The organism is Mycobacterium sp. NPDC006124, from assembly GCF_040614235.1.
Classification (GTDB): Bacteria; Actinomycetota; Actinomycetes; order Mycobacteriales; family Mycobacteriaceae; genus Mycobacterium.
In genome coordinates this window covers 343695-367445 of record NZ_JBEXUA010000006.1, presented here as the reverse complement: position 1 = coordinate 367445, position 23751 = coordinate 343695, and the positions used below count along the sequence as shown (strand labels likewise).

25 protein-coding genes are annotated in these 23751 nt (G+C 67.2%); 9 read left to right on the top strand and 16 right to left on the bottom strand.

The genetic code is table 11. The annotated features are described in order from the left end of the window. A complete protein-coding gene (locus tag ABZ195_RS15680) occupies nt 1-768 on the top strand; it encodes a trans-aconitate 2-methyltransferase (RefSeq protein WP_355219176.1) in 768 nt (255 codons plus the stop codon). Here ABZ195_RS15680 and cysC read toward each other — a convergent pair. The 4 genes from cysC to ABZ195_RS15660 all read right to left on the bottom strand — a co-directional run bounded on the left by cysC (nt 765) and on the right by ABZ195_RS15660 (nt 5848). After that, nucleotides 765-2636, bottom strand: a complete 1872-nt coding sequence (cysC, locus tag ABZ195_RS15675) for an adenylyl-sulfate kinase (protein ID WP_355219174.1) — start codon at nt 2634-2636, stop codon at nt 765-767. The genes ABZ195_RS15680 and cysC overlap by 4 nt on opposite strands. Before the next feature lie 31 nt (nt 2637-2667). Continuing rightward, nucleotides 2668-3591, bottom strand: coding sequence for a sulfate adenylyltransferase subunit CysD (gene cysD / locus ABZ195_RS15670; RefSeq protein WP_355219172.1), 924 nt, complete (start codon nt 3589-3591; stop codon nt 2668-2670). Then, nucleotides 3588-4388 carry a Stf0 family sulfotransferase gene (locus ABZ195_RS15665; RefSeq protein ID WP_355219170.1) on the bottom strand — a complete coding sequence of 267 codons (801 nt, stop codon included), beginning with the start codon at nt 4386-4388 and terminating at the stop codon, nt 3588-3590. The genes cysD and ABZ195_RS15665 overlap by 4 nt, the downstream gene beginning before the upstream one ends. Nucleotides 4389-4465: 77 nt before the next feature. Further along, nucleotides 4466-5848 carry a sulfatase gene (locus ABZ195_RS15660; protein WP_355219168.1) on the bottom strand — a complete coding sequence of 461 codons (1383 nt, stop codon included), beginning with the start codon at nt 5846-5848 and terminating at the stop codon, nt 4466-4468. Between the two features lie 70 nt (nt 5849-5918). Between ABZ195_RS15660 and ABZ195_RS15655 the strand changes: the two genes are divergently transcribed. Both ABZ195_RS15655 and ABZ195_RS15650 read left to right on the top strand, forming a co-directional pair. Continuing rightward, the gene (locus ABZ195_RS15655; protein WP_355219166.1) at nt 5919-6251 is read left to right on the top strand and encodes a hypothetical protein; all 333 of its coding nucleotides are present in this window, start codon (nt 5919-5921) and stop codon (nt 6249-6251) included. Nucleotides 6252-6708: 457 nt separating this feature from the next. Next, nucleotides 6709-7083: a YchJ family metal-binding protein gene (locus ABZ195_RS15650; RefSeq protein WP_355219164.1), complete on the top strand. Its 375-nt coding sequence runs from the start codon at nt 6709-6711 to the stop codon at nt 7081-7083. Between the two features lie 14 nt (nt 7084-7097). Here the strand turns inward: ABZ195_RS15650 and ABZ195_RS15645 are convergent, their stop codons facing one another. The 3 genes from ABZ195_RS15645 to ABZ195_RS15635 form a co-directional block, all read right to left on the bottom strand. Then, a complete protein-coding gene (locus tag ABZ195_RS15645) occupies nt 7098-7607 on the bottom strand; it encodes a hypothetical protein (protein WP_355219163.1) in 510 nt (169 codons plus the stop codon). Nucleotide 7608: 1 nt separating this feature from the next. After that, nucleotides 7609-8319: an LpqN/LpqT family lipoprotein gene (locus tag ABZ195_RS15640; RefSeq protein ID WP_355219161.1), complete on the bottom strand. Its 711-nt coding sequence runs from the start codon at nt 8317-8319 to the stop codon at nt 7609-7611. Nucleotides 8320-8438: 119 nt separating this feature from the next. Further along, entirely contained in the window at nt 8439-8705 is a 267-nt protein-coding gene (locus ABZ195_RS15635; protein ID WP_355219159.1) for a helix-turn-helix transcriptional regulator, read from the bottom strand. A 79-nt stretch (nt 8706-8784) separates the two neighbouring features. Here ABZ195_RS15635 and map point away from each other — a divergent pair, with 79 nt between their 5' ends. Next, on the top strand, nt 8785-9570 hold the full coding sequence (gene map / locus ABZ195_RS15630; protein WP_355219157.1) for a type I methionyl aminopeptidase: 786 nt from the start codon (nt 8785-8787) through the stop codon (nt 9568-9570). On the opposite strand, the gene ABZ195_RS15625 is transcribed toward map, so the two are convergent. Both ABZ195_RS15625 and ABZ195_RS15620 read right to left on the bottom strand, forming a co-directional pair. Continuing rightward, nucleotides 9540-10022: a hypothetical protein gene (locus ABZ195_RS15625; protein WP_355219155.1), complete on the bottom strand. Its 483-nt coding sequence runs from the start codon at nt 10020-10022 to the stop codon at nt 9540-9542. The two genes, map and ABZ195_RS15625, sit on opposite strands and share 31 nt — an antisense overlap. Before the next feature lie 41 nt (nt 10023-10063). Beyond that, nucleotides 10064-11665 carry a hypothetical protein gene (locus tag ABZ195_RS15620; RefSeq protein WP_355219261.1) on the bottom strand — a complete coding sequence of 534 codons (1602 nt, stop codon included), beginning with the start codon at nt 11663-11665 and terminating at the stop codon, nt 10064-10066. 224 nt (nt 11666-11889) lie between these two features. Between ABZ195_RS15620 and ABZ195_RS15615 the strand changes: the two genes are divergently transcribed. After that, complete coding sequence (locus tag ABZ195_RS15615) at nt 11890-12567, top strand: phosphatase PAP2 family protein (protein WP_355219259.1); 678 nt, start codon at nt 11890-11892, stop codon at nt 12565-12567. Here the strand turns inward: ABZ195_RS15615 and ABZ195_RS15610 are convergent. After that, nucleotides 12521-14017 carry a diacylglycerol kinase family protein gene (locus ABZ195_RS15610; RefSeq protein WP_355219153.1) on the bottom strand — a complete coding sequence of 499 codons (1497 nt, stop codon included), beginning with the start codon at nt 14015-14017 and terminating at the stop codon, nt 12521-12523. The genes ABZ195_RS15615 and ABZ195_RS15610 overlap by 47 nt on opposite strands. A gap of 116 nt (nt 14018-14133) precedes the next feature. On the opposite strand from ABZ195_RS15610, the gene ABZ195_RS15605 reads away from it, so the two are divergent. Then, complete coding sequence (locus ABZ195_RS15605) at nt 14134-14787, top strand: L,D-transpeptidase family protein (protein ID WP_355219151.1); 654 nt, start codon at nt 14134-14136, stop codon at nt 14785-14787. Here the strand turns inward: ABZ195_RS15605 and ABZ195_RS15600 are convergent, their stop codons facing one another. Next, entirely contained in the window at nt 14788-15246 is a 459-nt protein-coding gene (locus tag ABZ195_RS15600) for a nuclear transport factor 2 family protein (RefSeq protein ID WP_355219149.1), read from the bottom strand. It lies immediately after the preceding gene. Nucleotides 15247-15448: 202 nt separating this feature from the next. Here ABZ195_RS15600 and ABZ195_RS15595 point away from each other — a divergent pair, with 202 nt between their 5' ends. The 3 genes from ABZ195_RS15595 (at nt 15449) to ABZ195_RS15585 (ending at nt 17992) form a co-directional block, all read left to right on the top strand. Next, a complete protein-coding gene (locus tag ABZ195_RS15595; protein WP_355219147.1) occupies nt 15449-17212 on the top strand; it encodes an Hsp70 family protein in 1764 nt (587 codons plus the stop codon). A gap of 80 nt (nt 17213-17292) precedes the next feature. Next, a complete protein-coding gene (locus ABZ195_RS15590; protein WP_355219145.1) occupies nt 17293-17565 on the top strand; it encodes a hypothetical protein in 273 nt (90 codons plus the stop codon). Nucleotide 17566: 1 nt separating this feature from the next. Beyond that, a complete protein-coding gene (locus tag ABZ195_RS15585; protein ID WP_355219144.1) occupies nt 17567-17992 on the top strand; it encodes a PASTA domain-containing protein in 426 nt (141 codons plus the stop codon). A 5-nt stretch (nt 17993-17997) separates the two neighbouring features. On the opposite strand, the gene ABZ195_RS15580 is transcribed toward ABZ195_RS15585, so the two are convergent. From ABZ195_RS15580 to ABZ195_RS15560, 5 genes are read right to left on the bottom strand one after another with little or no spacing between them, the layout of a single operon-like run. Beyond that, nucleotides 17998-18996 carry a dipeptide ABC transporter ATP-binding protein gene (locus ABZ195_RS15580; RefSeq protein ID WP_355219142.1) on the bottom strand — a complete coding sequence of 333 codons (999 nt, stop codon included), beginning with the start codon at nt 18994-18996 and terminating at the stop codon, nt 17998-18000. Further along, entirely contained in the window at nt 18993-19994 is a 1002-nt protein-coding gene (locus ABZ195_RS15575; protein WP_355219141.1) for an ABC transporter ATP-binding protein, read from the bottom strand. The genes ABZ195_RS15580 and ABZ195_RS15575 overlap by 4 nt, the downstream gene beginning before the upstream one ends. Beyond that, nucleotides 19991-20953: an ABC transporter permease gene (locus ABZ195_RS15570; protein WP_056550971.1), complete on the bottom strand. Its 963-nt coding sequence runs from the start codon at nt 20951-20953 to the stop codon at nt 19991-19993. Before ABZ195_RS15570 ends, ABZ195_RS15575 begins: the two co-directional genes overlap by 4 nt. Before the next feature lie 3 nt (nt 20954-20956). Then, nucleotides 20957-21958: an ABC transporter permease gene (locus ABZ195_RS15565; RefSeq protein WP_355219257.1), complete on the bottom strand. Its 1002-nt coding sequence runs from the start codon at nt 21956-21958 to the stop codon at nt 20957-20959. A gap of 32 nt (nt 21959-21990) precedes the next feature. Continuing rightward, entirely contained in the window at nt 21991-23637 is a 1647-nt protein-coding gene (locus ABZ195_RS15560) for an ABC transporter substrate-binding protein (RefSeq protein WP_355219138.1), read from the bottom strand. Nucleotides 23638-23751: the final 114 nt, after the last annotated feature.

The window sequence follows — 23751 nt, the reverse complement described above, 5'->3', positions numbered from 1 at the left end:
ATGTGGAACCCTGAGGTGTACCTGGCCTTCGCCGACCACCGCGGCCGCCCGTTCTACGAGCTGCTCTCGCGGGTGCGGGCCGAGTCCCCACGCCGCGTCGTCGACCTCGGGTGCGGCCCGGGCAACCTCACGGTGACGCTGGCGCAGCGCTGGCCCGAGGCCGTCGTGGAGGCCGTCGACGGATCCGCGGAGATGGTCGACGCGGCCCGCGGCCGGGGACTGGACGCCACACTAGGCGATCTGGCGCAGTGGACGCCGGAGTCCGACACCGACGTCGTGGTGAGCAATGCCGCCCTGCAGTGGGTGCCGTCGCATCGAGAGCTGTTGCGCCGCTGGGTCGACGAGCTGCCCGCCGGTGCGTGGTTGGCCATGCAGGTGCCGGGGAACTTCGACGCGCCGTCGCACGCCGCGGTGCGCGAGTTGGCCAGCAGCCCGCAGTGGGTGAACACGTTGGGGGACATACCGTTTCGCGTCGGCAAGGTCACCGACTCGGCCGACGAGTATGCGGGCCTGCTCGCCGATGCCGGATGCACGGTCGACGCGTGGGAGACCACCTACGTGCACGAGCTCACCGGTGAGCACCCGGTGCTGGACTGGATCACCGGCACGGCGCTGACTCCGGTCAAGGGCGTACTGGCAGAGGAGGATTGGCAACGGTTCCGCAGCGAATTGATCCCCCGGCTGGCCGAGTCGTATCCGGCCCGGCCGGACGGGCGCACGTTCTTCCCGTTCCGCCGGATCTTCGTCGTGGCCCAGACCCGGCCCTAGCGGCCGTCGCGCTTGACCTCGAGCACCTCGAGCACCTTGGCGACCAGTTCGTCGATGTCGGCGCCTGCGGTGTCGAGTACCAGGTCGGCGTTCTCCGGCGGCTCATAGGGTGCGTCGACGCCGGTCAGTCCCGAGAGCTCGCCGGCACGGGCCTTGGCGTAGAGACCCTTGGGATCTCGCTTCTCGCACTCCTCGACCGAGGTGCAGATGTACACCTCGACGAACGGCAGCTTCGCCGCGTCGCTGAGTGCCCGGGCGATGTCGCGGTCGGACTTCAGCGGTGACACCAACGACGCCAGGGCGACGACACCGGCGTCGGCGAACAGTCGGGTCAGGTGTCCGACACGCCTGATGTTCTCGGTGCGGTCCCCGGCCGTGAAACCGAGGTCGTCGGACAGACCGTGCCGGATGTTGTCGCCGTCGAGCAGATAGGCGACGTCGCCCGCCTCGACCAGCGCGCGTTCGACGGCGACCGCAAGGGTGGACTTACCGGAGGCCGGCAGGCCGGTGAACCAGATGGTGGCGCCCCGCTGGCCGGTCGCGTTCCACCGGTGGTCACGGTCCAGAGAGGAAGGGTGCCAACGGATGTCATTGCGAGTCTGCGAGCCCGGCTTGACCTCGCGCGGCTCGATGATCGTGCCTGCGCCGATGGTGTCGTTGGACGTCTCGTCGATCAGGATGAATGCGCCGCTGTCCCGGTTGTCGGAATAGGGGTCGGCGACCACCACCGAACTGGTGCGCAGCGTCACCTCGCCAATGTCGTTGATGGACAACTCCACCGGGTTGTCTAGTTCGTCGAGCGTCTCCGGGTCCAGCCGGGTGTGCAGGGCCTGGACCGTGGCGCGCACGGTCTTGCTGGTCTGCTTGAGGGCCACGCGGTCACCGGCTCGCAGGGGCGTCTCGGTGAACCAGCACACCGTGGCGTCCAGCTCGCGGGCGAGCACCGGCAGTGCGGCGTCGTCGGCGCCGCTGACGAATACGTCGCCCCGGCCGACGTCGATGTCGTCGGCCAGTTCGATCGAGACCGACAGCGGTGCAACGGCCGTCGTGCGGTCGTCGTCCAGGGTGTCGACGGCGGTGACCGTCGAGCGGGTGCCTGCGGGGAGGGACACGATCGGGTCGCCGACGCTAACCGTGCCAGCCGCCAGCCGACCGGTGTAGCGCCGCCGCTCGTCGGCGGTCGGTCGCGACACCCACTGGATCGGCAGCCGCAACTTGGCGGCCTCGGGTTGCGGAGCGGACAGCTCGATGCCCTCCAGGTACTCCAGCAGCGTGGGCCCGTCGTACCAGGGGGTGTTCTCGGAGCGGTGCACCACGTTGTCGCCGAGCTTGGCGGCGATCGGAATGACGGACAGCTCGGCGCCACCGAGGCGCGCGGCCATCCGCTGCAGCTCACCGGCGACCTCGTCGAAGCGGCGCTGGTCGAAGTCGACCAGGTCGATCTTGTTGACCGTCGCGACGAAGTGCTTGATGCCCAACAACTTTGCGATCCTGGCGTGGCGCCGCGTCTGGCGCAGCACGCCCGCGCGGGCGTCGACCAGGAGGATCGCGACGTGGGCGTTGGATGCGCCGGTGAACATGTTGCGGGTGTACCGCTCGTGGCCGGGAGTGTCGGCCAGGATGTAGCTGCGCGTGGCGGTGGAGAAGAAGCGGTATGCCACGTCGATGGTGATGCCCTGCTCGCGCTCGGCTCGCAGCCCGTCCGACAGCGCGGCCAGGTCGGCGATGCCCTCGTCGTCGGTGACGGCCTCGAGGTGGTCCAGCGGCAGGCTGTCGGTGTCGTGCATGAGCCGGCCGATCAGGGTGCTCTTGCCGTCGTCGACGGACCCGGCGGTGGCGATGCGCAGAAGCTGCCTGGTCGTACCCATCAAATGTCCCCGTCGCTTCGCTTGCCCCGCATCAGAAATACCCCTCGCGCTTGCGGTCCTCCATCGCCGCCACCGACGTCCGGTCATCGGCGCGGGTCTCGCCGCGCTCGGACACCGTCGCGGCGGAGATCTCGTCGATGACACCGGCGATGTCGGTGGCATGGGAGCGCACGGCCCCGGTGATGGTGAGGTCGCCGACGGTGCGGTAGCGCACCCATTCGACCGCGGCGGTCTCGTCACCCTGGGGCTGAACGTACTTCGAGACCGCGAGCAGGATTCCGTCCCTGGCGACGACTTCGCGCTCGTGGGCGAAGTAGATCGACGGCAGCTCGAGACCCTCGAGCTCGATGTAGCGCCAGATGTCGAGCTCGGTCCAGTTGCTCAGGGGGAACACCCGGACCTGCTCGCCCTTCTTGATCCTGCCGTTGTACAGCGACCACGGCTCCGGGCGCTGCGACCGTGGATCCCACTGCCCGAATTCGTCGCGGAAACTCAGGATTCGTTCCTTGGCCCTGGCGCGTTCCTCGTCGCGGCGTGCCCCGCCGAACGCGGCGTCGAAGCCACCGGCCTCCAGGGCGTCGAGCAGCGTGCGGGTCTGCAGGCGGTTGCGGGAACCGGCGGGTCCGCCGACCTCCTGGACGCGACCGCTGTCGATCGACTCCTGCACCGAGCCGACGATCAGCTTGTGACCGTGCTCGGCGAGCCGCCGGTCGCGGAACTCGATGACCTCGTCGAAGTTGTGCCCGGTGTCGACGTGCAGCACCGGAAACGGCAGCGGTGACGGCCGAAATGCCTTCTCCGCCAACCGTAGTAAGACGATCGAATCCTTGCCGGCGGAGAAGAGCAACACCGGTCGCTGCAATTCGGCCACCACCTCGCGGATGATGTGCACCGACTCGGCCTCGAGCAGTCGCAGCTCGTCGACGTGGGTGTCGTCGGGTGTGTGAACGGTCATGTGGGCAGACCCTCCCTGTCGGCATCCCTGCGATAGCGTTCGACCCAGTCGTCGGAACGCTGGTCGGCCTGACGTTCGAGAACCGGTGCCGGCGCCAATCGCGGATCGAGCCCCAGCGCCTCCAGCACGGTACCGACGACCTCGGTGAGATTGCGCCACAGGTGGGGATACGACACGTCGATGGGCGAGATCGACTCCTCGGCGAACCATGTGCGCCAGGCGTCCTCCTGGTCGCGCAGCATCGTCACCACGTGCGCGATGGCACCGGCGTGGTATTCCGCTCGCGCGTCGCGAACCGGGTCGGGACGGCCCCGCCACACCCGCGTCTGCACCGCGCGCCAGAACGACACCGCCTGCGATACGACGTCGGGGCGGTAGACATGGACGAGCACCGGGTCGGAGCCGACGACGTCGCGAATGGCCGACAGCAGGCCGGTGCCGGAGCGGTCTGGCAGTCCCTCGGCGCGCTGCATCAGCAGGGACGTTTGGTTCCACATCAACTTGCCGCCCCAGACGCCGTTGGGCGTACGGCCGACGGTCCGGATGTAGTCCCGCCAGATCTCCGGCGGCGCGAGGTCGGGCTTGCCCTCGTCGAGTGGGTCGAGTAGTCGCAGGATCGACTCGTCCCCGGCGTCGGCGAACCACTCTCGCGGTTGAGGCGATTGACTGGTCGAGGGCAGGTACTGAAAGAACTCCTGCGGCTCGCCGGCGACGCCGGTCGCGCGCAAGGACTCGACCAGAAGGGTGCTGCCGCTGCGCTGCGAGGCGAGCACCAGATATGCGGTCGGGGAGGGCACGGGCGAAAGCCTATCCGCACGAAAATGGCGACGCATATTCGCCTGTGCCGCAGGGGTTCAACTCATCACGATCGAAACTATTGCGGTGTCCGGACGTCGTCGTCTACGCCACGTTCGGCGGCCAGCGCCGACCGGCTGGGCAACTGTATCCCCTTGATCGACATGTAGGTCTCGGTGTAACGGGCTGAGATGCGCGTGCCGGCGAACTCCGACGGGATGACGTCGTGGGTCTTCACCCGCCAGTCGTTGAGGAGCATCGACATCTCGTGGGCGACGGCCTCGTGCTCGGTGGTCACGAGGCCGGTCAGCAGGTTGTCTCGTTCGGTGGGATCGGTGCGCAGGTCGTAGAGCTCGCGGCTGGGCCGCGGCGCCGAACTCAGCGGCGCCACCACCTGTCCCGGTGCACTCTCCTCGATGTCCAGCGGCAGATCCAGAAGCGGCCGGGTCGCATAGTTCTCGATGTAGCTGTAGTCGGTGGTCCTGATCGCGCGGATCGGATCGAAGGAATCGTGATAGGTCTTCGTCGTGTAGATCTCCGATCGCACGGGCCCAGGACCTACGGGTGCGGAGCCGTCGACTCCGTCGAGCAGACGGCTCGCGTGCGACAGCCCGTCGACGTCGTCGGGCACGGGCACTCCGAGGAGCCCCAGCAGCGTCGGCACCAGATCCACGCCGCTGAAGAGGTCCTCGTACACGCGGCCGGAGGCGCCGAACCGCGTCGGGGGCCGGACGATCGTCGCGATGCCGGTGCCCGCGTCGTAGAGCGTCGACTTCGCGCGGGGCAGGGCGGGACCGTGATCGGTGAGGAACACGACCCACGTCGAGGCGTCCAGCCCGGTCTCGGTCAGGGTGTCGAGCAGTTGGCCCACCGCGGCGTCGGCGACGGCGATGGAGCCGTAGAAGTCGGCGAGGTCCTCGCGGATGGCTGGGAGGTCGGGCAGGTAGTCGGGCAGCGCCACGGCCTCGGCGTCGGCGGGTTCGTAGCGATCCCTCGGATAGGGCCGGTGGGTCTCGAAGAAGCCGGCGGTCAGCAGGAAGGGGGTCGACGGCGCTTCGTGGAGCCATGCGGCGGCCTTCTCGACGACGTATTCGCAGTACGAGTTGGACACGTCGTACTCGGCGAAGCCGAGCCGGGCCGGGAAGGACGTTTCGTGCTGCATCCCGAAGAGTGCTGTGTACCAGCCTGATTCACCCAGCAGCTGGGGAAGCGTGCGAACTCCCGCACGGTATTCCCAGCCGTGGTGCGCCAGCCCCACCAGCCCGTTGCCCTGCGGATATCGGCCGGTGAACAGTGATCCTCGCGACGGCGAGCACAGGGGAGCGGTGGCGTGCGAGCGCGTGAAGAGAATTCCCTCGGCGGCGAGTCGATCCAGTCGGGGGCTGGAGACGTCGTGATGGCCGTAGGCGCCGAGATACCGCCCGAGGTCGTGCCAGTGCACGAGGAGCACGTTGTCCGTCATCGTTGGTCTACCGAACAGGTTCTCCGCCGAAACGGCAACCGTCGAGCTGGTGTCGTGCTGTGATGAATCGATGTCAGCAAACTATCTCCGGGTGATCCGATCGGTCGTCGCCGCGGCAACAGTCGGGTTGTCCGCGATCGGAGTGGCCGCGCCGGCAAACGCCGAACCCACCGATCCGAACGATCCAGCCTGCGCGACGCAGCCGTGGGCGTTCGCGTGTCAGGGCGGGATGTACGACACGCCTGCCCCGATGCCGCCATCTCCGCCTCCGATGCCCCCGCCGATGGGCAGCGGGTTGCCGGGAAGTTCGTTGCCCGACGGCGCGCCCTACGAAGGTGGGTCACCCGCTGGCGAGATGCCTGGCATGGCTGGTGGAATTCCGGGAATGCCGGGCTCGATCTGATGCGCTCGCCTAGCCACCCGGTTCGACGAGGAGTCGTTCTCCGGTGGTGGAGGTAGTTGATTCGGGTTTGGCCGACGTCGAGTTGCGGGGGTGGGATCCACTGCACCACGCCATCGACGAGTGCGACGGTCCAGCCGTTCTCGGCGAGGCGGTTGTCCCCGCCGCAGGCGAGGGTGACCTCGTCGATGTCGGTCTGCCCGTTGTGGGCCCAGCCGGTCATGTGGTGCACCTGGGTGCCGTACCCGGGGACGGTGCAGCCGGGTGTGGTGCACCCGCGATCGCGCGAATCCCCGCGATTGCTGCGGTGACCCGAGCCGAACTCATACTCGAACACTAGTACGGCCCACCGACAAGAATTCCAACCTGAAACTGCTGTGACACATGGTATTTCGATGACACAGTCCTGGGGGTTCACGCACGACGGCGCGAATTCTGGTAATGCGGCAGGCTGGTCGTCGTGAGCGATTCCTTCGGCCGACCATGCCCGTGCGGCACGGGCGCCGCATATGAGGCGTGCTGCGGTCCGTTGCACCACGGCGAGCGTCAGGCGGCCACCGCGGAGGAACTGATGCGTTCGCGTTACGCCGCCTACGCGACGGGTGAGGCCGACTACCTCTTTCGCACCTGGCACCCGCGGACGCGACCCGCGGCGGTGACCGTCGACCCGGAGGTGGTGTGGAAGGGTCTCACGATCACCGACGTGGTGGCCGGCGGCCGCAACGACGACTCCGGCGAGGTCGAGTTCACCGCCGCCTTCGACGACGGAATCATGCGCGAGCGCAGCAGCTTCCAGCGCCGCGGCGGGCGCTGGGTGTACGTCGACGGCGCATAGTCAGACGGCTGGCGCTATCTCTTGGGACGCACCCCAGCCGCGCGATAGACCACCTCGGAGTCGATCCTGCACCGCAGCTCGGTTGCGGGTAGGCGCCTCAACTGCTCGTCGGCGATGTCGCTCCCGTAGGTCATCGTCATCGACCCACTGAACGCCGGGTCGACCCCTCGCAGAGCGACGTCGACCCGCACGCCGGTGGCGCCGACCGTCAGATGGGCCGGTCCTCCCGGGGAGTCCCATCGGGCGTCGACCGCGCGCAGGTCCGGACTCGACAGCGTCGGAAGGGTGGCGATGACGCCGGTGCTCGTCAACACGAACGCCCCGCGAAATCGAGCGACGTTCGAGGCTGCGTAGACACCGGGGACGTGCCCACGGAGACGGACGACCACCCGCACGCCCTCGGCCATGACGATGACCTCACCTGGGTCGAGCCCGTCGCGCACCTCGGCAGGCAGCCGCGATGCCGATGCCCGGCGCCTCAGCAGGCCGAACACTGTCCAACCCCGCCCGGGGTGGTCGTGCACGTCAACCGATGGTGGTGTCGCTGTCGATCTTCTCGGTGGCCGCGCCAAGGACGTCGCCTGCCGCTTCGGGACCGTCGACGTTGAGTTGCAACACGTACAGCCCGTCGGCGGCGGGGATGACGACGGTCTTCTGGGCGATGAAACGCGTTGCGCCGTCGCGGGTGTAGGTGCCGCCGAGGACGTAGGCCGGGTAGTCACCCAGCGTGCTGGTCTCGCCTTCGTTGCCAGGCTTGTAGTCCGGCAGGTTGTTCAGCTCGCCCGGCGCCAGATCGATGATCTTCTGGGGGTCGACGTCGCCGCTGAGCTTCGACATCAGGGCGACGATGTTGGGCGGATCGGCCTCGAATTCCGGTGCGGTGTAGACGATTGCGCCGTAGGCGTACTCGGGTGCCTCATCGGGGCCGAGGGGCTGCCAGCCGTCCGGGACGGGGAGGTTGACCGCCGGGGCGCCGGGGTCGCCCATCTTGACACCGGTCTCCTGGATGCCGTTCTCCTTGATGTAGTCCGCGATCGTCGGATTCGGACCCGCGACCTGCTCGGGCGTCTCGGTGACCTTGGGCTTCTTGGAGGTGGTCGTGGTCGACGACGACGACGACTTGCTCGTCTCGGAACTGCTGGACGTCGCCGTCTTGGTGTCCGAACCGCAGCCGGACACGACGACGGTGAGCGCGGTGACGGCCGCAGCCACCCCGGTGATGGCCGATGCCCTCATGCGAACACTCCTGATTCGTCTCACCTCACTCGACGATCTGCCGAGGCGAGGTGCAACGGTAGCGACGCGGGATTGGAGGATCGTTGGAAGCTCGACGCGCGCAACCGGCGGCGGCCCGTCTAGATGGCCAGGCGCCGCTCGACGGTGCCGCGCCAAGCCTCGGCGGCGTCGGCCAGAGGCATGTCGAGGGCCGTGCACAGGCCGATGACCGTGCCGAAGCTGGGACTGGGAATCCGGCCGACCTCGATCTTGCGCAGCGTCTCGGGGGATATCCCCGCGGCGCGGGCAATCGTCTCGGGGTCACGGCCCGCCCGGGCGGTTCTGATCAGCGCGCCTAGGCGCTGACCTGCGGCGACCTGCTCGGGACTCAACGGCACGCGCACCATGCGGGTCAGCATAGCCGGTATTCCTATACCGCAGCTGGTACGGTCGGGCCGGTATAAGAATACCGAGAGGATGTCCAGCGTGATCGAACTCAAGACCGCCGCCGAGATCGACGCCATGGCCGTGACGGGTCGATTCGTCGCCCAGACGCTGGCCACCTTGTCGAACGAAGCCCAGCCGGGGATCGACGTGATGCAGCTCGAAATGCATGCGCGACAACTGGTCGCCGACCGGGGCGCGACGTCGTGCTACTGGGACTACGCCCCGTCGTTCGGCCGTGGACCGTTCCGCAACGTCATCTGCCTCTCGGTCAACGACGCGGTGCTGCACGGGAAGCCGCGCGAGCACGTGCTCCGTGCCGGTGACGTACTGAGCCTGGACTTCGCGGTGTCGATCGACGGCTGGGTCGCCGATTCCGCGGTCACCGTGATCGTGGGGGACGGCGACGCCGAGGACCGGGCACTCGTCGAATCCACCCGCCGCGCCCTCGACGCCGGCATCGCCGCCGCCGTCCCAGGGGGTCGACTGGGCGACGTCTCGGCCGCCATCGGCGACGTCGCGGCCGAGGAGGGCTACCGCGTCAACCTGGAATTCGGCGGGCACGGCCTGGGGCGCACGATGCACGAGGACCCCCACGTCCCCAACAGCGGGCGGCGTGGTCGCGGAATGGTCTTGCGGCCCGGCCTGACCCTGGCGCTGGAACCCTGGTGGAGCCGCGGCAGCGACCGGCTGACGCTCGACGCCGACGGATGGACGCTGCGCTCGGCCGACGGTTCCAATACCGCGCACTCCGAACACACCATCGCGGTCACCGAGAACGGTCCGCGCGTGCTCACTCAGCGCGAAGGCACGCCGCAGACCGAGTAGACGAACTTCGGGGGTACGTCGAAGGCGAACTCGCGGACCGGGAGCGACGCAAGCACCTCGGCTGGCAGAGCCGTCTTGTAGTGCAGCGACACCGAACCGGCGAACGTCGGGTCGACGACGGACAGATCCGAACCACTCAGCGTCAGCCCCGATTCGTCCAGGACCGCCTCGACCATGCTCCCGCTCGGGGCGTCCCACTCGTGGTCGACGGTGCGGCCCGCCTTGTTGGGCACCGACGACAGCGTGGCGAGCACGCGTCGACGGGTGAGCGCCAACGCGCCGACATAGCTGCTGAGGTTGCCCTTCGCGACCTTCCCCGGCACCGTGCCCGAGAAGCGGTAGGTCACGGGGACGAACTCGGCCAGCAACAGCACGCCCTCGGCGTCGACCTCGGCGCGCATGTCCGGGGGCAGTCCGCCGATGCCCAGCATCTTGCGCAAGAAGACGGCCATGGTCGAAGAGTATCGACCATGGCCGCCGTCGTGCGCGCGTTCTACGTCTGAGCCGGCAACACGTTCTCGCCGGTCTTGTCGGTCGAGAGACACAGCGAGCAGATGTAGCCGTCCGTGCTCGAAGACTTGATCATGTCTGGTCGCTCGTAGTCGTGATGGCAGACATGGCATTTCAGGTGCGCGTCGGACGGGTTGCCGTGCTCGTCGAGCATCGGCAGGTCGATTCCGTCATCGGTGCGGCGCAGGTAGTACTTGCCCTTGGTGGCGAGCGCGATGATCGGCGGCAGGACCAAGCCCAGCCCGATGGCCACCAACGGCGAGTACGGCCGGATCGCTTCGCCGAGCCCGCCGAAGAAGGCGATCACCGACAGCCCCGCGGCAATCAACATCGAGCCGAAGCCCACCGGGTTGAACGAGTAGAGCATGCCGCGACGGAACTCGGGCTGCATCGGCGAGAGCTTCAGCAGGTACTTGTTGAAGACGATGTCGGAGGCCACCACTACGACCCATGCCATGCCGCAGTTGGCGTAGAAGCCCAGGATCGTGTTGAGGAAGTCGAACATGTTCGCCTCCATCAGGACCAGGGCGATCAGCAGGTTGAAGCCGAGGAACACCAGCCGGCCCGGATAGGTCTTCGTGACCCGGGTGAACGAGTTGGTCCACGCCAGCGAACCGGAGTAGGCATTGGTCACGTTGATCTTGACCTGGCTGATGACGACGAGCACCACGGCCAGCGTCATGGCGAGCCACGGGGGCAGGAAGTTCTGGTAGATCTCCAGGAACTGGTGCACCGGCTGGTTGGCGATGCCGGCGCTGTCGGCGACGTTGGCGATCAGGTACACCGCCAGGAACAGCCCGACGATCTGCTTGATGGCGCCGAAGATGACCCAGCCGGGGCCGGCCAGGAACATCCAGGTCCACCAACTGCGCTTGTTCTCCGGGGTCTTGGGAGGCATGAACCGCAGGTAGTCGTTCTGCTCGGCGATCTGCGCGATCAGCGAGAGGCACACCCCGGCGGCCAGAAGCGTCGAGCCGAGGTCGAAGCCCTGCACGCCGTTCTCACCCTGATAAGCGAAGAACTGCCCGACCGATTCGGGATGGGTGACGACGAGGTAGCCGAACGGTGCGACCATCAGCACCAGCCACAACGGCGTCGTCCACACCTGCAGCGTCGAGAGCACCTTCATGCCGTAGATGACCAGTGGGAAGATGATCAGGGTCGAGGCCGCGTAGCCGATCCACAACGGGATGCCGAGGCCCAACTGAAGGCCCTGGGCCATGATCGAGCCCTCGAGGGCGAAGAAGATGAAGGTGAACGTCGCGAAGATGACGTTGGTGACCACCGACCCGTAGTAGCCGAACCCGCTGCCACGGGTGACCAGGTCGAGGTCGATGTTGTAGCGCGCCGAGTAGTACGCCACCGGGAAGCCGGTGAGCATGACCACGACGGCGAAGATGAGGATGCCCCACAGCGCGTTGGTCGTGCCGTAGGCGATGCCGATGTTCGCGCCGATGGCGAAGTCGGCCAGGTAGGCGATGCCGCCGAGGGCCGAGATGCCGACCACCCGGGTGGACCACTTGCGATAGCTCCGCGGAGCGAACCGCAGCGTGTAGTCCTCCAGGGTCTCCTTGGTGGCCGTCATCTGGTCGAGGCCTGCGTCGACGTCGGCCCCGGCGCCGGCCTCCGGCTCCTTGCTCAGCTCTTGAGTCATGTTTGGCAAGGTAAATCCAGGTTGTTTCGGCATTGTGACGGCTGTGTTCCCAGCAAGAGCGAAAAGGGCCCGCGCTGCCGTCAAGAGTCGGGGTTGTGACGGCAGCGCGGGCTCTGAACCACATATCGGTGCGGTAGTGAAGGGTGTTACACGTGATGCGAAATGAATCGTCGGCGAGGCGCTGGCTGCTCGCCGGGCTCTGCGTCGTCGTCTACGCCGCCATGTGGATCGGCTGGGTTCAGGACTGGCGCTGGCTGGAGTCGGCCGACACGTCCACGCTCGCGGCGGGGTGGCGCATGGGCGCCGGAAACCCAGGCTGGGTGACGTTCTGGCACGTGTGGTGCACGGTGTTCTCCCCGGTGACGATCCGAATCGTCGTCGTCGGACTGATCGTCTACCTCTTTCGCAAGCGGCGGATTCGCCCTGCGGCGTTCCTCGTCGTCTGCGTCGAGTTGTCCGGGGTGCTGACCGAGCTGCTCAAGACGCTGGCCGACCGGCCGCGCCCGGCGACCGCCATGGTCGACGCGCTGTCGACGTCGTTTCCGTCCGGCCACGCGCTGGGCACCATGGCCTCGGCGATGGCCCTCGCGGTCGTGGTCCTCCCGATGGTGCGGCCCGGCCTGCGACCCTGGCTGGTGGCGGCAGCCATCCTGGTCGTCGTGACCGTCGGCATGGGTCGGGTGGCGCTCAACGTGCACCACCCGTCCGACATCGTCGCCGGCTGGGCGGCCGGCTACGCGTACTTCGTGGTGTGCCTGCTGATCCTGCGCGGTGACCGGGCCGGCGTCACGGAAGCGGACGAAACACGGGCAGTGCCCGGTAGCGCACCGTGAAGGTGGCCTCCTCCAGCTCTTCGGCCAGTTCGCCGTCGTGGGCGAGCAAGGTTGGGCCGTCGACCGATCGGAAGCTGAATTCGGGCACCCGCAGTTCGTGATACAGCGGGCTGCGGACCAGCCGCCCGAGGGCCAGCGACGTCAGGATCCGCAGCGTGCTGAACCGCTTCTCGGTCTCCAGGATGCGGACGTCCATCAGACCGTCGTCCATGCGCAGCCGGCGGGACGGGGCGAATCCCGACGGCAGGTAGGAGGAGTTGCCGAGGAAGAACAGCGACGTCTGCAGCACCTTGTTGTCGTATTGGATCCGGACCGGCTCGCCGCGCCGCAGCGTGTGGAACATCGCGTACACGCCGGCCAGGGGCTTGCCGACGCGATGTTCGAGCTTCTCCCGCTGCTGCACGAACGCGGGGTAGGCGCCGATGCTGGCCGTGTTGATCACGGTGCCGGTCTCGTTGAGGCGCAGCACGTCGACGCAGGCGATGCTGCCCTCCCGGATGGCGTCGACCGTCCTGGCCACGGTCTCGCAGCCGATGTCCTTGGCGAAGTGGTTGAACGTGCCACCGGGGAAGACGGCCAGTGGGCGTTCGGCGGCCAGGGCCACGCCGGCCGCGGCGGCCACGGTCCCGTCTCCGCCGCCGACGGCGAGCACCTCGGCTCGCTTGGCCGCCGAGCTGAGCACCTCGACGACGTCGTCGTCCTTCTCCAGCTCGACGATCTCCATGCGCGGCAACGCTTCTCGAGCCTCTTCGATGACCCGGGCGCCCGTGCCACTGCCCGAGGCGGGGTTGATGACGAGGACGACCCCGGCGCCGTCGGGTCGCTTGACGGTGGGGACCCGCAGCGGATCGGCGACGGGTACGCGCGCCTCGACGATCGGCGGCACGATGCGCGCGCCCGCCACCGCGACCGCGGCGCCGAGACCGAAACCGGCCAGCACGTCACCGGGGTAGTGCGCGCCCGTCGCGACCCGCGAGACCCCGACCATGCCGGCGAGCAGAGCCAATCCGAGGCCGAGGGGCGCGTTCTCCAATCCGACACCGACCGCGAAGGCCGCCGCACTCGCGGAGTGACCCGACGGCAACGAGTTCGAGGTGGGCATCCGGCGGGAGCGCCTCAGCACCGGCACTGCCGCCCACTCCGGACGCGGGCGCTTCCACACCCGCTTGGCGATCTGGTTGGCCACCAAGCTGGTCACGGCCAGTGAGGCGACGCCGCGCCCGGCGCCGCGCTGAGCCGACGACTGCCGCGTCGCCATCAGGGCGGCGGCGATCGCGAACCACAGCTTCGAGTGGTCCGCGGCGGCGGTCAGTCGCGGCATGAAGCCGTCGAGCAAGGGGCTGGGTGACTCGGCGATCGCTTCGAAGACTTCGCGATCCAGGGTGCCCAGACCTGCACCGATCTGCCGAATGCCACGGTGTCGGATCACGCGCTTGCGCAAGGGGTGCATGGCACCCAACCTAGTCGGGTCGCGAAACGCCCCTTGCCGCAACGCGAATGTCGGAGCCGCGACCGTTGCTAAACCTTTACTTGACCTCGAGAATGTGGTGTGTTGCCCTTGACGGCGTGCGTCGACTGCTGATCTCGCTGTGCGCGTTGGCGGTCGGTCTGATGCTGGCACCGGCCGCCCGAGCTGAGTTGACGCCCTGGTTCGCTCCGAGCGTCGGCAACGCCACCCAGGTGATTTCCGTTGTGGGAGTTGGCGGTTCGAATGCCAAGGTCGACGTCTACGAGCGCACCGCGGCTGGCTGGCAAGCCGTCGCGGCGGGAATTCCAGCCCACGTCGGCGCCAAGGGAATGGCACCGCAGACCCACGACGGACAGATGCTCACGCCGATGGGCGTCTTCAGCCTGGACTTCGCCTTCGGCACCGCCCCCAATCCGGGCGGCGGCTTGTCGTACGTCCAGGTCGGCCCGGACCACTGGTGGGACGGTGACATGAAGAGTCCGACCTACAACACCATGCAGGTCTGCAAGAAGGCGCAGTGCCCGTTCGACACCGATCCGAGCAGTGGCACTGAGAACCTTCAGATCCCGCAGTACCGGCATGCCGTGGTGATGGGCGTCAACAAGGCCCGGGTCCCCGGCAACGGCGGCGCATTCTTCCTGCACTCCAGCGACGGTGGTCCGACGGCCGGGTGCGTCAGCATCGACGACGACACCCTGGTTGGGCTCGTGAAGTGGCTGCGCCCCGGTGCACTGATCGCCGTCTCGAAGTAGCTAAAGCGCTATGGCGCGACCGGCTTTCACGTTGAAGTCGAGGGCCTTGGTGGAGAACGACGCGTCGTAGGTCCGGTCATAGCCGGTCACGCTGATCCGCCAGCCGTCGGCGGTGCGGCGGTAGCGATCCCGATAGAACCCGGCGCCGATCAACATGAAGTCGAACTTCGGGACGATCACCTTGTCCTGCAGGTACCAGATCGCGGTCGCCTCGTCGCCGTCGACCTCGATCTCGGGGTGCGTCACCCGATGGTCGGTGATGACGTCGGCGGGCATCGACGTGCGCATGAACTCGACCAGGGTGGCCCGATCGGTGAAGTGATGCGTCTCGCCGAGGGATTCGCCGTAGTCGCCGATCACGTCCTCGGTGAGGGTGTCGGCGAACTCGTCCCAGTGCTTGGTGTCGAGCGCGCGCAGATACCGGTACTTGACCCGCTGAATGTCTTCAATGTCACCCATCTGGTCATTGCAACACAGGCGTCGTCGCCCGGGAGCACGTTGCCGACACTTTGGTTGACGCCACCGTCAAATCATCGTTCGGGTGGGTGGGGGCTATGGACGGGCTATGAAACCAAAATGGCGCTGGCAGAACGCTGTTCACGCAAGCCCCGCGGAGTGTCTGACTCACCTCGACAGCCCGACGGGTTATCGTGGTCGGGTCATGAGCGATCCGTTGGGATTGTCGATCGGGACGACCAACCTGGTCGCGGCCCGCGTCGGCAGTCAGCCCGTCATTCGGCGCTCGACGCTGCCTCGGGCCGGAGAGGTCCTGAGCGGGTTCGTCGAGCGCGTCGGAGACCCGGTGCCACTGGTGGGCGGCGACGGCTCCTCCCACCGCGCCGACCTGCTGATGGTCGAGGCGCTCGACGCCATGGTCGCCGAGGCCGGCAGTGACGTCGGCGCCCAGATCGCGGTCGCCGTGCCCGCGCACTGGAACGGTGCCACCCTGCGGTCGCTTCGCGACGCGATGCGGACCACGCCCAGCCTGGCGCCCAACGGAGTACCGGTCCGGTTGGTCTCCGATGCCGTCGCCGCGCTGACCGCGCTCGGAGCCAACCCCGGCCTCCCCGTACGGGGCGTGGTGGCGCTTCTGGACTTCGGGGGTGGCGGCACCAGCATCACCCTCGCCGATGCCACGGCGTCCTTCGAACCCGTCGACACCACGCGGCTGACCGACTTCTCCGGTGAACAGATCGACCAGTCGCTGCTCGCGCTCGTCCTCGACGAGATCGCCGACGAGGTGGACCCGGCGGGCACGGCCGCCGTCGGCTCGCTGGCCCGCCTGCGCGAGGAATGTCGACTGGCCAAGGAGCAGCTCTCCGACGAGCCGACGGCCGACGTGCACGTCGACCTTCCTGGTCAACGGACGACGGTGCGCATCACCCGCGATCAGCTCGACGCGATGATGGACGTCCCGCTCGCCGCGGTGCTGGCTGAGCTGCGAGAATCATTGCAACGCAACAGAATAAACGCTTCCGATGTATCGGCGGTAGTGGCCGTGGGCGGAGGTGCCCGCATCCCGCTGGTCACCAGCAGGCTCATCGACGACTTCGGCGACGCGTTCGTCACCACCCCGCATCCTGCCCTGGACGCCGCCGTCGGAGCCGCACTCTTCGCCGCCTACGGGGCCGACGCCGATGCACAGACCGGGGTGGCCGCCAGCCCGTTGATCACGGGGGCCTGGACCGCGCGTACCGAGGCGGTGGCCCCGGATTCGTCGGCGTTCCGTGCGCTTGCGTGGTCCCAGGACGACGACACCGTCGGAGATCCGGCGCCGTACACCGGCGAGGATCCCTACGCCGACCCGTACGCGGACTCCGGGACGACGCGCGTCGTCGCGCAGTATCACCCGAGATCCGACGACGAGCCACGGTCGTGGCTGCGCCTGCCCCAACTGCTCGTCGGCGTCGCCGCCGTCGTCGCCCTGGTCGCCGTGGGTGGTGTCGCCATTGCGCTGACCAGCGCCACCGACGAGACGAAGCCCGAGCCGACCACCGTCCCCATCACGGCGACGTCCCCGCCGGCGCCGCCCCCGACCAGCGTCGCGGCGCCCCCTCCGGCGCCGACGACGCAACCGCCGGCCCAGAACGTCGTCACCGCGACGAATGAGCCGCCGCCGCCCCCACCGCCGTCGACCGAGACCGTCACCGTGGAACGCCCCGTGACCACCACCACGACGCAACCGACGACGACCACCACCACGACCACGCCGACGACCACCACGACGACGCCAACGACCACCACGACCACCACGACGACCACGCCGACGATGACGACGAGCTACATCACGGTGCCGTTCGTTCCGGTGCCCATCCCGATCCAAGTTCCGGCCACGCCGACCCCCACACCAGCCCCGTACGCGCCCAACCCCTATGCGCCCTACGCGCCGCCGGTGTACCAACAGCCGCAGCAACTTCCGTACTGACCCTCCCGGGGCTCGCGGCACCAAGGAACGTCACAGTTGGATTTCAGCCTAACCGTGGGTCGGCGGTTCACCATCTGTCCATGACCGAGAAGAGAATGCAGACCGACGGCCTGCGCGTGAAAGTGCTTGGACTGGCCGGAGCCGCCGCGTTCGTCACGCTGGGGATCCTCAGCCTCGGCGGCGGCCACTCCACCACCGGTGGGGTCGACCTGGCGGGTTCTGGTGACGCCCCCGCGAGCACGACATACGTCCAGCCGACGGAGAACGCCATGACCATGGGCGCCACCGCGACGTGGACCACCCCCACCACCGTGGAGCCGATCGCCAAGGCCGCGCCCAAGGGTGGATCCTGACATGCGCACCTGGGTAGGCGGTGCGGTGCTCGCGGCATCCGCCGCGTCCGCGGCGCTGTGCTTCGGAGCCGGTGTGGCGCAGGCTGGTTCGTCGCCGGATGTCGTGGGGCAGAAGTACAGCGACGCCGAGACCGCGATCAGCAACGCCGGCCTCAAGCCCGTGGTGTCCACCACGGTAGGCGACCAGAAGGCGTGGCCCGACTGTCTGGTCACCAATACCGTGGCTCGCACCGTGCCACCCCCGGAGAACAGCGGCGGGTCGGCTACCAACCAGCTGCTGGTCTCGCTGAACTGCGACGACGGCGAAGCGTCGGCCAAGACGCCGGGCTTCTCGGCGGCCAGTCCCGAGGGCAAGGCCGCCGCGGCGGCTGCCTCCTCCTCGGCCGCTGCTGCCTCGTCCTCGGCGGCAGCGGCACCGGCGAAGTAGCCAGACTAGTTCTGCTCGACCAGGTTTCGCGGATGGTGGCACGCCACCACGTGTGAGCTCTCCAGCTCCTCGAGCCGAGGATCGTCGATGTCGCAGACCTCCGTCGCCCACGGGCAGCGGGTGTGGAAGTGGCAGCCAGACGGCGGATCGATGGGGCTGGGCACGTCGCCCTCGAGCACCAGTCGCTCGCGGGCGACGTTGAGCTTGGGGTCGGGGATCGGCACCGCGGAGAGCAATGCATTCGAATACGGATGCAGCGGAAGGTCGTAGAGCTTGCCCGCGGGGGCGCTCTCCACGATCCGGCCGAGGTACATCACCGCCACTCGATCCGAGACGTGCCGCACCACCCCGAGGTCGTGGGCGACGAAGAGGTACGACAGGCCAAGCTCGGTCTGAAGGTCCTTGAGCAGGTTGACGATTTGCGCCTGTACCGAGACGTCCAGCGCCGACACCGGTTCGTCGGCGATGATCAGCTTCGGCTTGAGCGCCAGCGCCCGCGCGATGCCGATCCGCTGGCGCTGACCCCCGCTGAATTCGTGCGGGTAACGGCTGGCGTGCTCGGCGCTCAGCCCGACGCGGTCGAGCAGGTCCTGCACCCGCCGGTCCACGTCACGGCCATTTGCCAGCCCATGCAACTCCATGGGTTCGCCGATGATCTGCCCGACGCGCTTGCGGGGGTTCAGCGACGCGTACGGGTCCTGGAAGATCATCTGCATCTGACGCCGCACCGGACGCAAGCTGCGCCGGGAACGGCCCACCAATTCCTCGCCGAGGAACTTCACGGACCCCGATGTCGGGGTGGTCAGTTGAAGCATGGTCCGACTGAGCGTCGACTTGCCGCAGCCGGATTCGCCCACCAGCCCGAGTGTCTCGCCCTCGTTGATGGTCAGGCTGACGCCGTCGACGGCCTTGACGTGTGCCACGACGCGGTCCACGACCACCCCGGACTTCACGGGAAAGTGCTTGACCAGATCGGTTACCTCGAGCAGGGGTTCGCCGGTCATGACGCCACGTCCTTTCGGAGACCGATGTGACCGTCGACGTCACGAAGTCTGCGTTTATCCTGCGGGTCGAGCCAGCAGCGGTCACCGTGCAGCGGCGGCGGTTGCGAGCACTTGTCGAACTCGTGCGGACACCGGGCCGCGAACCGGCAGCCGGTGGGCGGATTCAACAGCGACGGTGGTGATCCGGCGATCTGAGCCAGTCGGATCGGGCGCGGTTGGTCGAGTCGGGCGAGCGAGCCAAGCAAGCCCCAGGTGTACGGGTGCTGCGGATCGTAGAACAGGTTCTCCAGGGTGGCGTCCTCGACGATCTGACCCGCGTACATCACGGCGACCCGGTCGGCGACCTCGGCGACGACGCCGAGATCGTGGGTGATCAGGACGACGGCGAGGCCGCGTTCCCGGTTGAGCTTGTCGAGCAGCCGCAGGATCTGCGCCTGCACGGTCACGTCGAGTGCCGTGGTCGGTTCGTCGGCGATCAGCACGTCGGGATCCAGCGCAAGAGCCATCGCGATCATGACCCGCTGACGCATGCCACCGGAGAACTCGTGCGGGTAATCGTGAACCCGGCGTTCGGGATTGGGGATTCCGACGGAGCGCAGCAGGTCGACGGCGCTGTCCCGGGCCTCCTTCTTCGACACCTTCTGGTGAGCCCGGATCATCTCCACGATCTGTTCGCCGACCCGGTAGACGGGGTTCAGCGACGTCATCGGATCCTGGAAGATCATTGCGATGCGCTTGCCGCGCACCTCGCGCAGCGCCTCGTCGTCCAGCTGGGTCAGGTCACGGCCGTCGAACTCGACCGAACCGGTGATCGTTGCGTTGGGTGCGCGGGTCAGGCCGAGGATGGTCTGGGCGGTGACGCTCTTGCCGGAGCCGGATTCGCCGACGATGGCCAAGATTTCACCCTCGTCGATCGAGAACGAGACGCCCTCGACTGCCCGCACCACGCCGCCGTCGGTGGCGAAGCTGACGGTGAGGTCCTTCACGGAAAGGATCATGCTGGGGCCGCCTCGCCGAGTCGGATGCGTGGATCAAGGAACGCGTACAGAACGTCGACCACGGTGTTGAACAGCACGATGAAGAACGCGCCGAACATGGTGACGCCCATCAGCGGCGGAAGGTCGAGGCTGCCGATGGCCTGGCCCGCATAGAGCCCGACACCGTTGATGTTGAACACGGTTTCGGTGAGGATGGCACCGCCGCCCACGACCGCGCCGAAGTCCAACCCGAACAGCGTGATGATGGGGATCATCGAGTTGCGCAGCACGTGCTTGATGCGGATCTGGCGCTCGCTGATGCCCTTGGCGCGCGCCGTGCGGACGTAGTCCTCGTTCATCACGTCGAGCATGTTGGACCGCAGCACGCGACTGTAGAAGCCGACGAACAGCACCGCGAGCGTGATCCAGGGCAACACCAGGTGATACGCCCATTGGCCGGGGTTCTTGGTCAGGGGAACGTAGCTGCTGGTCGGAAAGATCTGGGCCTTGAAGCTCAAGTAGTACAACAGGATTGCCGCGAGCCAGAAGACGGGCACCGAGATGCCGACCAAAGCCAGAATCGTCAGCGTCCGGTCGGTGAACTTCCCGGCGTGGACGGCGCTGAGGTAGCCGAACACGACGGCGAGTGCCATCCAGAGCACCGCTGCGCCGATGCACAGCGACAGCGTGGCGGGCAGGCCCTTCCAGATCTGCTCGCCGACGTTCTGCGAGCTGGCATACGAGGTGAGCGTGCCCGTGAAGATCCGCTTCATCATCGTCAGGTACTGGGTGACGATCGACTGGTCGAGACCGAGGTCTGCCCGGACGCGGGCAATCAGCGCCGGATTGGCGTTCTTGCCCGCAATGCGTTGCGCAGGATCGGAGTTGGGGATGACATTGAAGATCAGGAAGACGATCACCGAGATCGCGAAGAGGACGGCAGCCATTCCGATAAGTCGCCTGACGGCGAATCTCAACATTGGTTAGTGCTCCAGTCGGATCTTGGCCCGCGGGTCCAGCGCGTCACGCAGACCGTCGCCGAACACGTTGAGCGACAGCACCGTCAACACGATCATCGCGCCAGGCACGATCGTGAGATGCGGTGCGGTGTAGATGTTCTGGTAGCCGTCGGCGATCATGGTGCCCCACGATGCGCTCGGCGGACGCACGCCGGCGCCGAGGAACGACAGCGACGACTCCAGCAACATGTTGTTCGCGATGTTGAGGGTGAAGAACACGATGATGGTCGAGATGACGTTGGGGAGCAGTTCGGAGACCATGATCCGAATCGGTCCCTTGCCCTGCGCAACGGCGGCCTCGACGAATTCCTTCTCCCGCAGGGCCAGGATCTCCCCGCGGATGGGCCGGGCCATGTAGGGCACGTAGACCAACCCGATGATCATGATCGGAATCCACACGGAGTCACCGGAGATGGCGAGACCCCCGATCTTCAGGCCGCCGAGCGCGAGCGTCGTGCCAAGCGCGATGCCGAGGAGAAGCACCGGGAACGCCCAGACCACGTCCATGATCCTGGACAGGATCGCGTCGATCCAGCCGCGGTAGTAGCCGCACAGCAGGCCGACCAAGACCGCGAGCACGGTGGTGACCAGTGCGGCGGCGACGCCGATGAAGATGGACGTGCGGCCGCCGTACAGCAGTCGCACCATCACGTCGCGGCCGTTCTGGTCGGCGCCGAGCAGGTACCGGCCGTGCAGGCCCGGTCCGATTGGCGTGCCGTCGGGGGATACGACGTACTCCTCCTGACCGTCGACCATCACCTTGTCGGTGATGTGGTTGGCGTCCGGCCCGGTGTGCGCCACGTGGTCGGCCCACAGGGGCGCGGCCAGACAGACCAGCACGATCACGATGAACAGGACGCCGAATCCGAGCGCAACGCGGTTGCGTCGCAAGCGAACCCACGCCAAATACCAGGGGCTCCTGCCCCGGACGGCGTCGGGGGCGACGCCGGCCGGGACGGGAGGAATGCCTGGTGCTTCGATCTCTCCTACTGAACCGGTCACTTCAGGGCGAATGCGGAGTAGTCCTGAGTGAACAGCAAGTGGGGAATCGTCTTGTCGAAGTCGATCCGATCAGAGACGAACGTGCTGTGCTCCTCGTTGCCGTACGGCGCCCAGACCGCTTGTTCCATGTAGGCCTTGTCGAGGGCGGCGTACTGCTTCTTGACGTCGTCGCTCAGCTGCTCCTTCGCCAAGTCGTTCATCTTGGTGTCGAGCTCGGGGAGGTTCACCTGCGAGTAGTTGCTGTTGTTCGTCGGCAGGATGTTCTTGCCGTTCAGCAGCGGCCGGAAGAAGTCGTCCGGGTGCGGGAAGTCCTGGAACCAGTCGGTGAACCCGGTGTCCAGATCGGGCGTCGACGTGTTGCCGATCGTGGCGAAGTAGACGTCACCGGCGACCACCTTGAGCGTGGCGTTGAAACCCAGCTGGGTCAGCAGGTCGTGGTAGTACTCGCCGATCCGCTTGCGGTCCGGCTCGTCGTCGGTCCAGACGGTGATGTCCTTGTCCGCCGGATTCGCTTCCGCCAGAAGGGCCTTGGCCTTCTCCAAGTCGTGCGGGTAGGGCTTGTACTCCTCGTAGCCCGGCATTCCCGGGGGCAGGATCTGCTGCGTCGGGTGCAACCGGCCGCCGAACACGCGGTTGAGCGCCTCCGGGTCGATCGCGTAGTTGATGGCCTGGCGCACCCGAATGTCGTTGAAGGGCGCCTTCTGGTTGTTCATGAAGAAGTAGTAGGTGTTGATCGAGTCGTTCAGGCTGAAGCGCTCGCCGAACTTCGACTTCACCTCGGCCAGGCGGTCGGCGTCGGGCGGGTCGACCATGAAGTCGATGGTGTTCTGCTCGACCCCGGTCACCTGCGCGGAGTTGCTCTTGTTCTGGGTGACGGTGATCTTGTCGACGTTCGCGTCGGCGACCTCGGTCGCACCCGCGTCCTTGACGGTCTTGAAGTTGGGGTTGCGCTCCATCGTCAACGTCTGCGGCGCTTCGACCTTCGTGATCATGAAGGGTCCGCTCGAGGGCGGCGGGGTGTTGGTGGCGTCCTTGTCCAGCGGCGTGCTCGGCGGCACGGGCGCGGCGAACATCAGCGCGAGCACGTTGTTGAACGTGCCGCTGGCGTCGGTGAGCGCGATGCTGATGTCGCCGGTGGCGTCGTCGGTGGTGATGCCGCTGATGGTGGGGGCCTTGCCGTCGGCGTAGTCCTTGGCGCCGACGATGGTCTCGAAGAACACCGAGCCGCCGGAGTTGGCCTTGAACAACCGCTGAATCGCGTACGTGAAGTCGGACGCCTTGATCGGCGTGCCGTCGGAGTACTTCATGTTCGAGCGCAGCTTGAGCTTGTAGGTCTTGCCGTCGGGGGAGATCTCGGGCATCGCCTCGGCAAGACCGGGCACGACCTGGGTGCCCTCCTCACCCTTGGCGTGCTTGTAGGTCAGCAGCGGGGTGTAGGTGTTGTACAGAACTTCCCAGCCCTCGACGGTGTACGAGAGTTGGGGGTCGACGTAGTCGGGGAACGACGTCATCGAGACGTTGATCTCGCCGCCGGTACCGCCGCCGCTGGCACTGTCACCGGTGTCACCCCCGCAGGCAACGACACCGAACGTCGTCAGCGCCGCGACGACTCCCGCGGTCACCGCCTTCTGAAACTTGGTCATGTGAGATCCCTTGGTCATGTGTCCCGACGGTGTCCATTACGTGTACGCCTCCCGTCGAGGTGCCATTGCATCTTTTACGAAAAATGACGGATGGCAACTCGGGCGTCCAGGAAT

What these genes read in the sequence shown, in the direction of transcription:
- ABZ195_RS15680 (WP_355219176.1), top strand. Translation starts at nt 1, where the DNA reads ATGTGGAACCCTGAGGTGTACCTGGCCTTCGCCGACCACCGCGGCCGC.
- cysC (WP_355219174.1), bottom strand. Translation starts at nt 2,636, where the DNA reads ATGGGTACGACCAGGCAGCTTCTGCGCATCGCCACCGCCGGGTCCGTC.
- cysD (WP_355219172.1), bottom strand. Translation starts at nt 3,591, where the DNA reads ATGACCGTTCACACACCCGACGACACCCACGTCGACGAGCTGCGACTG.
- ABZ195_RS15660 (WP_355219168.1), bottom strand. Translation starts at nt 5,848, where the DNA reads ATGACGGACAACGTGCTCCTCGTGCACTGGCACGACCTCGGGCGGTAT.
- ABZ195_RS15655 (WP_355219166.1), top strand. Translation starts at nt 5,919, where the DNA reads ATGTCAGCAAACTATCTCCGGGTGATCCGATCGGTCGTCGCCGCGGCA.
- ABZ195_RS15640 (WP_355219161.1), bottom strand. Translation starts at nt 8,319, where the DNA reads ATGAGGGCATCGGCCATCACCGGGGTGGCTGCGGCCGTCACCGCGCTC.
- ABZ195_RS15635 (WP_355219159.1), bottom strand. Translation starts at nt 8,705, where the DNA reads ATGGTGCGCGTGCCGTTGAGTCCCGAGCAGGTCGCCGCAGGTCAGCGC.
- ABZ195_RS15625 (WP_355219155.1), bottom strand. Translation starts at nt 10,022, where the DNA reads ATGGCCGTCTTCTTGCGCAAGATGCTGGGCATCGGCGGACTGCCCCCG.
- ABZ195_RS15620 (WP_355219261.1), bottom strand. Translation starts at nt 11,665, where the DNA reads ATGACGGCCACCAAGGAGACCCTGGAGGACTACACGCTGCGGTTCGCT.
- ABZ195_RS15615 (WP_355219259.1), top strand. Translation starts at nt 11,890, where the DNA reads ATGCGAAATGAATCGTCGGCGAGGCGCTGGCTGCTCGCCGGGCTCTGC.
- ABZ195_RS15610 (WP_355219153.1), bottom strand. Translation starts at nt 14,017, where the DNA reads ATGCACCCCTTGCGCAAGCGCGTGATCCGACACCGTGGCATTCGGCAG.
- ABZ195_RS15600 (WP_355219149.1), bottom strand. Translation starts at nt 15,246, where the DNA reads ATGGGTGACATTGAAGACATTCAGCGGGTCAAGTACCGGTATCTGCGC.
- ABZ195_RS15595 (WP_355219147.1), top strand. Translation starts at nt 15,449, where the DNA reads ATGAGCGATCCGTTGGGATTGTCGATCGGGACGACCAACCTGGTCGCG.
- ABZ195_RS15590 (WP_355219145.1), top strand. Translation starts at nt 17,293, where the DNA reads ATGACCGAGAAGAGAATGCAGACCGACGGCCTGCGCGTGAAAGTGCTT.
- ABZ195_RS15585 (WP_355219144.1), top strand. Translation starts at nt 17,567, where the DNA reads ATGCGCACCTGGGTAGGCGGTGCGGTGCTCGCGGCATCCGCCGCGTCC.
- ABZ195_RS15580 (WP_355219142.1), bottom strand. Translation starts at nt 18,996, where the DNA reads ATGACCGGCGAACCCCTGCTCGAGGTAACCGATCTGGTCAAGCACTTT.
- ABZ195_RS15575 (WP_355219141.1), bottom strand. Translation starts at nt 19,994, where the DNA reads ATGATCCTTTCCGTGAAGGACCTCACCGTCAGCTTCGCCACCGACGGC.
- ABZ195_RS15570 (WP_056550971.1), bottom strand. Translation starts at nt 20,953, where the DNA reads ATGTTGAGATTCGCCGTCAGGCGACTTATCGGAATGGCTGCCGTCCTC.
- ABZ195_RS15560 (WP_355219138.1), bottom strand. Translation starts at nt 23,637, where the DNA reads ATGACCAAGTTTCAGAAGGCGGTGACCGCGGGAGTCGTCGCGGCGCTG.